The 11,706-nt window shown below is 74.1% G+C and carries 7 protein-coding genes and 1 pseudogene; 4 read left to right on the top strand and 4 right to left on the bottom strand.

Annotated elements, in window-relative coordinates:
• The 3 genes from ABZW14_RS32810 to ABZW14_RS32800 all read right to left on the bottom strand — a co-directional run.
• Positions 1-920: hypothetical protein (locus ABZW14_RS32810; protein ID WP_355354628.1), on the bottom strand; the 920-nt coding region annotated here is incomplete at its 3' end.
• A 3-nt stretch (positions 921-923) separates the two neighbouring features.
• On the bottom strand, positions 924-1,217 hold the full coding sequence (locus ABZW14_RS32805) for a WXG100 family type VII secretion target (RefSeq protein WP_355354625.1): 294 nt from the start codon (positions 1,215-1,217) through the stop codon (positions 924-926).
• A complete protein-coding gene (locus tag ABZW14_RS32800; protein ID WP_355354622.1) occupies positions 1,214-1,516 on the bottom strand; it encodes a hypothetical protein in 303 nt (100 codons plus the stop codon). Before ABZW14_RS32800 ends, ABZW14_RS32805 begins: the two co-directional genes overlap by 4 nt.
• 131 nt (positions 1,517-1,647) lie before the next feature.
• On the opposite strand from ABZW14_RS32800, the gene ABZW14_RS32795 reads away from it, so the two are divergent.
• The 4 genes and pseudogenes from ABZW14_RS32795 to ABZW14_RS32780 form a co-directional block, all read left to right on the top strand.
• Positions 1,648-4,137, top strand: coding sequence for a serine/threonine-protein kinase (locus ABZW14_RS32795; RefSeq protein WP_355354619.1), 2,490 nt, complete (start codon positions 1,648-1,650; stop codon positions 4,135-4,137).
• 3 nt (positions 4,138-4,140) lie between these two features.
• Positions 4,141-8,430 (top strand): FtsK/SpoIIIE domain-containing protein, encoded by a 4,290-nt coding sequence (locus ABZW14_RS32790; RefSeq protein ID WP_355354616.1) that lies wholly within the window; start codon positions 4,141-4,143, stop codon positions 8,428-8,430.
• A 256-nt stretch (positions 8,431-8,686) separates the two neighbouring features.
• A complete protein-coding gene (rox, locus tag ABZW14_RS32785; RefSeq protein ID WP_355354613.1) occupies positions 8,687-10,168 on the top strand; it encodes a rifampin monooxygenase in 1,482 nt (493 codons plus the stop codon).
• Between the two features lie 144 nt (positions 10,169-10,312).
• Positions 10,313-11,059, top strand: a pseudogene (locus ABZW14_RS32780) (methyltransferase domain-containing protein); the annotation flags it as partial.
• Here the strand turns inward: ABZW14_RS32780 and ABZW14_RS32775 are convergent.
• Positions 11,039-11,647: a hypothetical protein gene (locus tag ABZW14_RS32775; protein WP_355354610.1), complete on the bottom strand. Its 609-nt coding sequence runs from the start codon at positions 11,645-11,647 to the stop codon at positions 11,039-11,041. The pseudogene ABZW14_RS32780 and the gene ABZW14_RS32775 overlap by 21 nt on opposite strands.
• Positions 11,648-11,706 lie beyond the last annotated feature (59 nt).

Here is an 11,706-nt window from a genome sequence, read left to right as displayed (position 1 = left end):
TCCTCCGGGTAGCCCTTCTCGATGAGCTTCTCCCGCTGCCGCTGGTAGCCCTCCTGCTGGAGGATCGAGTCCCGGTTCTGGTCGACGTGGTCCCACGCGTCGTCGACCATGTCCTGGAGCTGACCGGCGATCTGCTTGCGCGCCTTGGCGATCTCCTCCAGCGTCTGCGGGTCCTTCTTGTCCAGCTCCGGGTCGTTCTGGGGACGCTGCGCGTCGGCGCCGCCCTCGATGGCGGGCCGGCTGCCCCCGCGGTGCGGTCCCTGGGGCCGCGCCACGGTCCCTGCGGCGGGTGCCGGCGCCGGGGCAGTGGGTGCGGCCTCCCGGATTCTGGTCACGCACCGGAGCACGGCCGCGCGGTGGAACTCGGCGGCCTGGATCGCGACCCGGCCGTGGAACTGCCGGGTCTCCTCCCAGTAGCCCGCTCGTTGCGCGACCTGCATGGCGGCCTGCCACCGGTCTGGCGGGAGCCGCTGGCACCACCGCGCGGCGGTCTGCGTGTTCAGGCCACGCCAGAGGCCGGGGCCGGTGAGGGTCAGCGACACGATCTCGCAGAACGTGCCGAGCATCTGTCGGTAGGACCGGTCCGCCTCGGTGCCCTGCCGCAGGGCGTTGCGCGTAGCTGTTCGGGCCTGTTGCAGTTCCTCGGCATAGACGGTGAGCGCCTGCGCGCAGGCCTGGTACGCGACGACGAGCCGGTCCGCCTCGGCGGGTAGCGCGGTGAGCCGTTTGTCGAGGGCCTCGGCGTACTCGCCGGAGAGCCGGATGCCGATGCGCAGCATGGCGGTCTCGGCCAGCCGCTCGCGGACCTTCTGGGCCCCCTGGCCGCGTTCCGTCAGCTTCTTGGCCAGGGCTCGGAAGTGCTCGGGTGAGGCGGGTGTGGGGTCACTGTTCAGATCGATGACCCGCCAGTCCTCCGCCACGGTTCAGCCGAGGCCGCCGGCGAGGTTGTTGTCCAGGTCCTGGTATTGGCGGACCGCCTCGTTGAGGAAGGTGGACATGCCTTCGAGCCCGTCGATCATGTTCTGCGCGCCGGTGCTCCACTGCTGGTAGGAGTCCCGGAACCGGCCCGAGGCGAGCCGGGTGCGGAACTCACTCTCGGTCAGTCGGTCGATCATCGACTTGAGGGCGCGCAGCTGCTGGGTCATGTCGGTCTGCCCGGTCTTGAGCTGGGCGGCGGCCCGCTGCAGGCCGTCGTAGCCGACGTTCACGTCCGTCATGTGTCGCTCCTTCTCGTGGTGTGATCGGCAGGCAGGGATGCGCCGAGGCGTTCGTCGAGCGAGAGCTGGCCGGCGGCGACGGCGTCCAGCCAGAGCTCCAGGCGTTCCAGCGAGCCGGACAGCGCGGTGTGGACGACGGTGGCGGCCCTCGTGAATTCCTGCATGGCCGCGTCGATTTCCGGGGTGCCGCTGGGGCCTGCGCTCGTGGCCGGCCGGTGGGAGGCGTCGGACCTGGCGGCCTTCACCCGCTGCGCCAGCCGGGCCGCGCCCTCCGGATCGAAGACGAACCGATCAGCCATCCGCGCCGCCCGCCTCCTCGTCCGCGGGGATCCGTGCCGAACGGGCCGTGTGGGGCCTGCTGGGGGCATCACCCGTTTCCCCGTCCGGGTACTGTCCACAGTGACTGTAAACCCGGTGGCAAGGAGTGGGTGTGCGGGAGCCCGGGACCTCGCAGCGGCTCGTGGCCGGGCGATACCGGCTCACCGGCGTGCTCGGCCGCGGTGGGATGGGCGTGGTCTGGCGGGCGACCGACGAGTTGATCGGCCGCCCCGTCGCGGTCAAGGAGATCCGGCCGCCGGCCGCTCTGCCCGAGGCCGAGCGGGAGGTGTTCGCGCGGCGGGCGCTGCGGGAGGCGCGGACCGCCGGGCGGATCAGCCATCCTGGCGTGGTCGCCATCCACGACGTGGTGCCGGCGGACGAGGACGAGGCGGTCTACATCGTCTCGGAGTTGGTGCCGGCGCCGACCCTCGCCGACGTTCTGCGCGACGGCGCGGTGCCACCGAGCCGGGCCGCCGTGATCGCGCTGCGGATCATCGACGCGCTGGTCGCCGCCCACGCGACCGGGGTGGTGCACCGGGACGTCAAGCCCGCCAACATCATGCTGCTCGACGGGGACGAGGTGAAGCTCGTCGACTTCGGCATCGCCCAAGCCGTCGACGAGGCCCGGCTGACCCGCGAGGGGATCATGGGCTCGACGGGCTATCTCGCGCCGGAGCTGTTCCACGGCGCGCAGCCCACCCCGGGGACCGACCTGTGGGCGCTCGGGGTGACACTGTGGGAGGCCGTGCAGGGACAGGGCCCGTTCGACCGCGGGTCGACCGCCGCCACGATCCACGCCGTGCTCCACGACGACCTGCCCGCCCCGCGCTGCGATCCGCCGCTGTCCACGGTGATCACGGGGCTGCTGACGCGCGATCCGGCCGACCGGATGACCCTGGAGCGGGCCCGCGACCTCCTTCGCGCCGGTGCCGCCGCCCCCGCCGACGAGGAGCGGGGCACGGACCCGTCCCAGGGCACCGACGGGCCGGCGCGGCCGGGCCGCGAGTCCTGGGAGCAGGAGCCCACCGGCCACCACGGCGACGGCCCGGCCACGGCGATGTCGTCCCGGGTGGTGCCGAGGCCGCGCCGGACGGGCGGGACGCCGGAGGAGGGCGAGACGTTCCGGGTCCTGCCCCCGGCCTCGTTCCGCCGCCGCGACCGCGCCGCCGCGCTGGGCATGTTCGTGGTGTCCGGGGGCGTGGCGTGGTTCCTGCTCTACGCCACGGCCGGCGCGCCGCTCCTGATGGTGGTCGTGGGCGGCATGGTCCTCTGGGGCGCCGGGTTGGCCGCCATCCGCTCGCCGTGGCAGGGGTCGCTGACGGCCACCGAGGAAGGGTTGCTCATCCGCACGGACGGCACGCCGCAGCCGACGCCCGTCGCCCCGGTGCGGCTGGAGTGGCGGCAGGTCGCGGAGGTGCTGGTCGTTCCGGCGCCCGGCGCGCCGGCCGACCGGAGCCGGCTCGCCGTCGACATCGCCGTCGGTGCTCCCGTCCCGGTGCTCGCGAAACCGCCGTTCAAGGGTTTCCTGCGGCCGCAGTACGGCCGGGGGCCGCGGTGGCCGGTCGGCGATGTGCAGGCCGGCGCGGACGAGGTGCGGGCCGCCGTTCTCGCCGTCGTTCCGGAGGAGGTCGCCGTCCGGCCGGCCGGCGCGGACAGCGCCCCGGTGAAGACACCGCCCGTCGGGCCCCCGCGCGGCAAGCTGGTGCTGTGGATCCTGCTGTGCCTGGCGCTGCTCGGCGGCACCTTCTACTACCGGCAGCAGAACGAGCACCTGGTCACGCTGACCGGGGAGGAGGCCGCCCTGGTCGCCTACGCCCCGGACGGCAGGACGCTGGCCGGTTCCGCCGACGGCACGGTCACCGTGTGGGACGCCGCGACCCACCGGAAGGTGGCGGTACTCGGTGTCGGCCGCACTGTCACCGCGCTGGCCCTGAACCGGGACGGGACGTTGCTGGCGAGCGGCGACGAGGACGGCGGCGTGGCGGTGTGGAACGTCGCCACCCGGCGGGCGGTGGCCACCTTCCGCGACTCCGACGAGAGCAGGATCACCTCGGTGCAGTTCAGTCCAGACGGCGCCCTGGTCGCCGCGCTGAAGTACTGGGAGGCCGCACTGTGGCGGCTGGGCGATCGCCAGCCGGTCCCGCTCGCCGGCGAGAACAGAATGCTCGACGCGATCCGGTTCAGCGCGGACGGTCGCGTCCTGCTCGGCATCGACCGGGACGGCGGGCGCCACTTCTGGCAGACCGGCACCGGCCGGAGTGCTCGGGCGGGGGGCGTGTTCCCGCCCACCGCGACGATGCAGCCCGACCGGTCCGTGCTGATCCGCGACCCCGGCACCGACCGGATCGTGGCCACCCTGCAGGTCGATGACTACGTCGAGGCGGCCGCGTTCGGGCCCGGTGATCTCTTCGCCACCGGTGGTCTCAGCGACGTCCGGATCTGGCGGACGACGACCGGGCGCCGCATCCGGACGCTGGGCGCGAACCTGTTCCGGTGGGACGGGGTGGACTGCTCGTCGCTCGCGATGAGCCCGGACGGGCGGAGCGTCGCGTGCGCCGGTGACGACGGCGTGCGGTTGTGGACCTTCGCCCCGGAAGGCTGATCGGTGATTCTGCGACTGACCGTCCGGGACGCCCGGACCGGGGTGAGCCGGGACGTCGAGATCACCGCGACCCCGGGCGGCAGCGTCGGCTCGGTGCTCGCGGCCCTGCCGGTTGCCGCGGCCGGCCGCGCCTGTTTCGTCGGCGCGACCCGGTTGGATCCGGCGAGCACCGTCGCGCGGAGCCCGCTCGTACCCGGTTGCGTCGTCAGCGTCGGTGCGCCCGGCCCGGACAGTCGCCCGGTTTCCGGCGGCGCCGTGGGTGTGCTGGAGGTGCTCGGCGGCCCGGACGCCGGCCTCCGGGTAGCCCTTGCGCCGGGGCGGCACGTCATCGCCCGTGATTCGACGGCCGCGGTACCGCTGCGGGACCGGGACGTCTCCCGCCGCGCGCACGCCGAGTTGCACGTCCACGCCGACGGGACCGTGGACGTGCGCGACGCCGGATCCAGCAACGGGACGTTCCTGCGCGGCGCACGCCTCACGGGGGAGACCCGGCTGGGTCCCGGTGCCCTGCTGCGGGTCGGCGCCGACGAGCTGCGCTGGACGCCGGCCCCGAGCGGCGGCCTGCGGGTGGTCCGCGCCCCGGACGGGCGGCTGGACTTCGACCGGGCCTTCGAGGTGGCGCCGGCCGTGCCGAGCGTGGAGGTGACCCTGCCGACGCAGCAGCCCGCGGCCCGGGGCAGTGCCCGGTTCTCCCTGCTGGGCGCCGGGGTGGCCGTGGCGGCGGCGCTGGTGACCCAGGAGCCGATGGTCTGGCTCGGCGCGGCGGCGGGTGTCCTCGGCTACGTGTGGATGAGCTCCGACGAGGAGAAGCAGGAGAAGCAGCGGAAGCAGGCCTTCACCGACGCGAAGCAGGCGGTGGAGGAGACGATCGCCGCCCAGGTGAGCGCGGAACAGGCCGCCGCACGCCGGTTGGCGCCCGCACCGAAGCGGATCACCGAGCTGGCCACCGGGATACGGCCCGAGGTGTGGACCCGCCGGAGCAGCTCCCCACACGGGCTGACCCTGCGGGTCGGCACCGCCGACCGGCCGGCCTCGGTCACGGTGCGGGGCGAGCCGTGGCCCGGTTTCGAGACGCCGATGGTGCCGGCCGTGCCGGTGACCGTGGACCTGCGGGCCGTCGGTGTGCTCGGCGTGGTCGGGGACGCGGAGCCCGTCGACGGGATGCTGCGGTGGCTGCTGATCCAACTCGCCACCCTGCGCGGCCCGGACGATCTGCGGCTCTATCTCCTCACGGCCGGGCCGGCCGACCGGCTGGGTTGGGCCCGCTGGCTGCCGCACGTCGACGCGGGTCCCGGCGCCACCGCCCCGTGCCGGATCGGCAACACCGCGCAGACCCGGGCGGCCCGGGTGGAGGAACTGCGCCGGCTGGTCCTGGCCCGGCGCGCTCCACAGGCAACGGGCGCAGCGGACCGGCCCGGTGACGAGGTGGTCGTCGTGCTCGACGGGGCGCTCGCGCTGCGCAAGCTACCGGGCATGGACGAGGTGCTGCGCGACGGCCCGGCGGTCGGGGTGTACGTGATCTGCGCCGATCGGCACGGCATGAACGAGTGCCGGGGTCTGTGTGAGCTTTCCGCCCGTTCCGTCACCCTGACCCGGGACAGCGGGGAGCCGCCGGTGCGGGCGAAGCCGCACGCCTTCGACGAGGCCACCGCCGACCGGCTCGCCCGGTCGCTTGCCCCGTTGCGGGACCGAGCGACCCTCGCGGCGGCGCAGCACGCCATCCCCGACCGGGTACGACTGCTCGACCTGCTCGGCATGGCCGCACCCGACGCCGACGGGGTGCTGGCCGGGTGGGGTGACGGGCAGGGGCCGCGTACGCGGGTGGTGCTGGGCGCGGACGCCCACGGTCCGGTCCACGTCGACCTGGCCGGACAGGGGCCGCACACCATGCTCGGCGGGGCCACCGGCGCGGGCAAGAGTGTTCTGCTGCAGACGCTGGTCACCGCGTTGCTGCTGGCGAACCGGCCCGACGAGCTGAACCTGGTCCTGGTGGACTTCAAGGGCGGCAGCGCCTTCCTGCCCTTCGAGCGGTGTCCCCATGTCGTCGCGCTCATCAGGTCCACGGGGGAGAGCGCCGCCGACGTGTTCGACGAGGCCGCAGCGGCCCGCGTGCTGGCGTCCATCCGTGCCGAGGTGAGCCGGCGGGAGTTCCTGCTGGCCCGGTACGACGGGGAGATCGACCGGTACTGGGACCGGCGTCGGGCCGGAGCGGACCTGCCCCCGCTGCCCAGACTCGTGCTGGTCTTCGACGAGTTCGCCCGGGTGCTGGACACCACCCCGGACTTCGTCCGGGAGCTGGTGAACGTCGCCGCCAAGGGCCGCTCGCTCGGGATGCACCTCGTGCTGGCCACCCAGTCGTTGCAGGGCAAGCTCTCGCCGGAGCTGAAGAACAACGTCTCGCTGCGGATCAGCCTCCGCCAGAACGAGGCGGCCGACAGCACGGAGGTGCTCGGCGTGCCGGACGCCGCCACCATCCCCGGTACGCTCCGGGGACGCGGCATGATCTTCTGCACCACGGGCGAAAGTCGGGTGCCGCAGGAGTTCCAGTCCGGCTACCTGGGCGACCCGCCCCCGTCGGTCATGGACCCGGTCACCGTTCGTCCCCTCGAATGGGCGGCCCTGGGCGCCCCACGGCCGGACGATGGCGCCCGAGGCGGCGGGGACGGCCCCACCGACCAGGAACGTGCGATCGCCGCCGTGGAGGAGGCCGGCCGGGTGGCCGGCCTGTCGGCCCCGTTCCGGCCGCTGTTGCCGCCGCTGCCCGCGTCGCTGACCCTGGCCGACCTGCCGCTCTTGCGGACCGAGGAGCCGCCGGCCGGCGCCGCCCCGTACGGGCTGGCCGACGAGCCGACCCGGCAGGCGCAGCCGGTGGCATTCCTCGATGTCGACGCGGCCGACCGGCTCATGGTCGCCGGTGGAGCGCAGTCGGGGCGGACGACTTTCGCCAAGACCCTGATCGCCGGCCTGGTCACCCGGTTCGGTCCTGATCGGGCCCACCTCTACGTCATCGAGCGCCACCCCGGCGGGCTCGCCGACTTCGCCGGCCTGCCCCACTGCGGGGGCGTCTTCACCCCGGCCGAGCCCGACCGGATCCGCCGGCTCGTCACCTGGCTCGACCGGGAGACCCAGCGGCGTGGCAGGAGCGGGAACGCCGACGCGCCACCACCCCGGATCGTCGTCGTCATCGACGGGTGGGAACACTTCGAGGACCACAGCCGTCCCGACTTCGTGGAGTCCACCCTGCTGACCATGCTGCGGGGCGTCATCGCCGTGGGCGCGCCGCTCGGGGTGCACGTGGTGCCGATCGGCGGCCACGACATGCTCAACCACAAACTCCCCACCCTGTACAACCGGCGGCTGCTGCTGCCGTTCCCCAACGAGGACACCCGTCGCGCGCACCTGAGCTCCGCGACGACGAGCCCACCGGCACTGCCCGGCCGCGCGATCGACGCCGGCACCGGGCGTCACCTCCAGATCTGCCTGCCCGACCAGCCCGCCGCCCAACTGGTCGACGCGGCCCGGCGGGCCGCTCGGCCGGTCGAGCCCGACCGCCTCCCACGGCGGTTCCCCGCCCTGCCGGCCCGGGTGAGCATCGGCGGGCTGTCCCTGCCCGACCCGCCGCCGTCGCCCACCTGGGTTCCGCTGGGGCGCGCGGCGGACGATGGGACCGCCGCCGGTATCGACCTCTTCGACAGCGGGCCGCATGTGCTGCTGGTCTCCGGCCCGCCCGGGGCCGGGCGTAGCACGAGCCTCGCGACCCTGGCCCACGGGCTGCTCCGGCGGGGCGTCGGCGTGCTGGCGGTCGCCCCGCCCCGGTCACCGCTGCCGGCGCTGCTCGCCGAACACCCGGCTCTGCGAACGGTCGTCGGCGGGGCGATCCAGGACGCGGACCTGCGGGCCGCCGCCGCCACCGTCGGAACCGCCCGGTTCGCGGTGGTGGTGGACGACGTCGAACATGTGGCCGTGCTTCCCACCGAGCAGGGCTTCGCCAGCACGCCGACCCTTCTGGAGGAGATCGCCCAGCCGGCCGCCCGGGGCAGCCGTGCGCTCGTGCTGGCCGGGGACGCCACCCCGGTCCTGACCGGCTTCCCCGGCCCCGGCGCGCACCTGGCCAACACGGCGGTGGCCAGCGGGGCCCGCCTCCTGCTGGCCCCCGAGAGCCGTACGGTGGCCCTGGCGCACCACGTCGCACTGGAACCGGACCAGTACCTCACCGGTCCACCTGGGCGCGGTTACCTGGCGAGCGGACGCGCGGTGCGCCTGCTCCAGGTGGCGATGCCAGCCGGTTCCTGACCGCCCGCCACCCGAGTCGGCGGGGGAGCGGTTACCTGAGGAATGCCGCCGGCTCCCGTGCGGCGCGTACCTGATCATCGCGACGCCGACGGCAGCTGGCCGCGCGGCCGATCAGAGGCCTGAAAACGGCGAAAGGCAAGGAGGAGAACTCCTTGCCACTATTAACGTATATCGCACCCCCGGGCTTGCGGCAAGACCCCCGTCGTGGCGCACAGTGGTCGGCCGGGCGCACGAATGCGGCACACCAGGGGGAACCATGTTCGATGTGATCGTCGCCGGCGGCGGACCCACCGGCATGATGCTGGCGAGCGAACTGCGTCTGCACGGCGTCCACGTGCTCGTGCTGGAGAGGGAGGCCGAGCCGCCGCCGTTCGTGCGGTCGCTCGGGCTGCACGTACGCAGTATCGAGGTGCTGGATCAGCGGGGGCTGTTGGAGCGGTTCCTTGACAACGGCACGCCGTATCCCATCGTTCCCGGCGCCGTCCGGGGATTCTTCGCGGGCCTGGAAAAGCCCGCTCCCGCCGGGCTGGACACCGCGCACGGCTATGTGCTCGGCATTCCGCAGACGCTCACCGACCGGCTGCTCGCCGACCATGCGGCGGAGGTCGGGGCCGAGATCAGGCGGGGCTGTCCCGTGGTCGGGCTGGAGCAGGACGACCACGGTGTGACCGTCCACGTCGGCGATGGCGCGGCGCCGTTGCGGGCGCGGTTCGTCGTCGGCTGCGACGGTGGGCGCAGCACGGTGCGCAAACTGCTCGGGGTCGGATTCCCCGGCGAGCCGTCGCGAATCGACACGCTGCTGGGCGAGATGAAGGTGACGGCATCCCCGGCCGACATCACCGAGGTGATGACCGAGGTGCGCAGGACCGAGAAGCGGTTCGGGATCGGGCCGTCGGGCAGGCCGGGGGTGTTCCGGGTGGTCGTGCCCGCCGACGGCGTGGCCGAGGACCGTTCGGTGCCGCCGACGCTCGAGGAGTTCAAGCAGCAGCTGCGCGCGTACGCCGGCACCGACTTCGGCGTGCACTCGCCCCGCTGGCTGTCGCGCTTCGGTGACGCGACCCGGCAGGCCGAGCGCTATCGGGTCGGGCGGGTGTTTCTGGCCGGGGACGCCGCGCACGTCCACCCGCCCATGGGTGGGCAGGGGCTCAATCTCGGGATCCAGGATTCGTTCAACCTGGGCTGGAAGCTGGCCGCCGCCGTCAACGGCTGGGCGCCGGAGGGTCTGCTGGACAGCTACGAGTCCGAGCGGCATCCGGTGGCCGCCGACGTGCTGGACAACACCCGTGCCCAGATGGAGCTGACGACCAACGAGCCCGGGCCGCAGGCGGTTCGGCGGTTGTTGGCGCAGCTGATGGACTTCGACGACGTGAACCGGTTCCTCATCGAGAAGGTCACCGCCATCGGCATCCGGTACGACTTCGGTGCGGGCCATTCCCTGCTCGGCCGGCGGCTGCGTGACGTCCGGCTGGAACACGGGCGCCTGTTCGAACTGATGCGCGCCGGCGGCGGGCTGCTGCTCGACCGGACCGGGCGGCTGTCGGTGGACGGCTGGGCCGACCGGGTGGACCGCGTCGCCGGCGTCGGCGACGAGCTGGACGTGCCGGCGGTACTGCTGCGCCCGGACGGGCATGTGGCGTGGGTCGGCGAGGATCAGCGGACCCTCGACGCCGCGCTGGCCAGGTGGTTCGGCGCCGAAGGACAGCCCACGGCGACCACCGGGGCGCGGGCAGCTCGATGACGGTGGCGCGGTGTCGTGGCGGCGACGCCGGCCCGGGTCCGGGTCCTGTGGGGCCCCGTCCGGCGCATTCGTGACCTATCCTCCGGGCAGGCGATGCCAGGCCCGTGCGCGGCGTGGGCCGGTGACGAACCCGGGGGCGGCCACATGTCCGGTGCGCAGTTGTACGACAGCATCGGCGCCACGTACACCGTGACGCGCCGGACCGAGCCGCGGATCGCCGCGCAGGTCTGGGCCGCGCTCGGCGCGGCGCGGACGGTCGTGAACGTCGGGGCCGGCACGGGCTCCTACGAGCCCACCGACCGCGACGTCACTGCGGTGGAGCCGTCGGCGCTCATGCGCGCGCAGCGCCCCGCGGGGGCGGCGCCGTGCGTGGCCGCCGCCGCGGAGAGCCTGCCGTTCGAGGACCGGTCCTTCGACGCGGCGATGGCGTTCGCCACCATCCACCACTGGCAGGACCCGGTCGCGGGCCTGCGCGAGATGCGGCGCGTCGCCCGGCGCGTGGTGGTGTTCACGCACGACACCAGCGACGCCGGGTGGCTTCACCGGTTCTGGCTCACCCGCGACTACCTGCCCGAGGCCGCGGACCTCGTCGCCGGCCGGCCTTCGTTGACCGAGCTGGCCGACGCGATCGGAGCCCGCGTGGAGCGGGTGCCCATCCCGTGGGACTGCGTCGACGGCTTCTTCGAGGCGTACTGGCGCCGGCCCGAGGCGTACCTGGAGGAGAGCGTCCGTCGCGGGGTGTCGGTCTGGGCCAGGGTCGGGCCGGACGCCGAGCAGCGGGCGGTGCGCAGCCTCCGCGCCGACCTCGCGTCGGGCCGGTGGGCGGAACGCAACCGTGACCTCGTCGATGCCGGCGTGGCGGAGCTCGGCCTACGCCTGCTCATCGCCTGAGTCGAGCGGAGCCCCTCGCCAGGCCCACTGCGTGAGCCGGGGGCGTCCGGGCAGCGCGATCCGGCCGGTGGACCACCGCAGCGCCGCCCACGGGTCGACCCCGGTGAGGTCCTGCGCCGTTTCCGGGAACAGCCGGGCGAGGACCCGGGCGCACACGTCGCGGGGCGGATCGAGGGCCAGACCGAGGCCCTGCGTGATGTCGTCGCCGTGCAGCAGCGTCTCCGCGCACCCCATCGCGGCGAAGCCCTCCGGATCGGCTCGGCCGCTGGGGTGGTAGGCCCGCACGGCCGGGCCGGACGTGCGGACGATGGCGGCCAGGATGCGGCCACCGGCCTCGGCGAACTCCAGTGTCTCGTCGGCGGATGCGTCGGTGTCGGCGCTGGCCATGAAGCGCACGTACCGCTTCTCGGGTTGGGCCACGAGCTGAGCGGCGAACGACAGCAGGCAGTCGCCGATGTGCTCGGCGGTGTGCCAGCAGTCCCACTCCACGGTGCCCGCCCGCGCCGACCAGTCCCGGCCGGTCGCCGGTCGTAGGACGGCGACGACGCTGGACAGTGCCGCATCGAGGTCATCGGCGGTGACCGCCACGGTTGCCCTCCCGGGTTCGAGCCCGGCACGCGCCGGCGCCACCACCCTGCCTGACGGGT

Source organism: Micromonospora sp. NPDC004551 (assembly GCF_040609975.1).
Classification (GTDB): domain Bacteria; phylum Actinomycetota; class Actinomycetes; order Mycobacteriales; family Micromonosporaceae; genus Micromonospora.
Note: the sequence above shows the minus strand (reverse complement) of the source record. Positions and strands in the feature narration are given on the sequence as shown.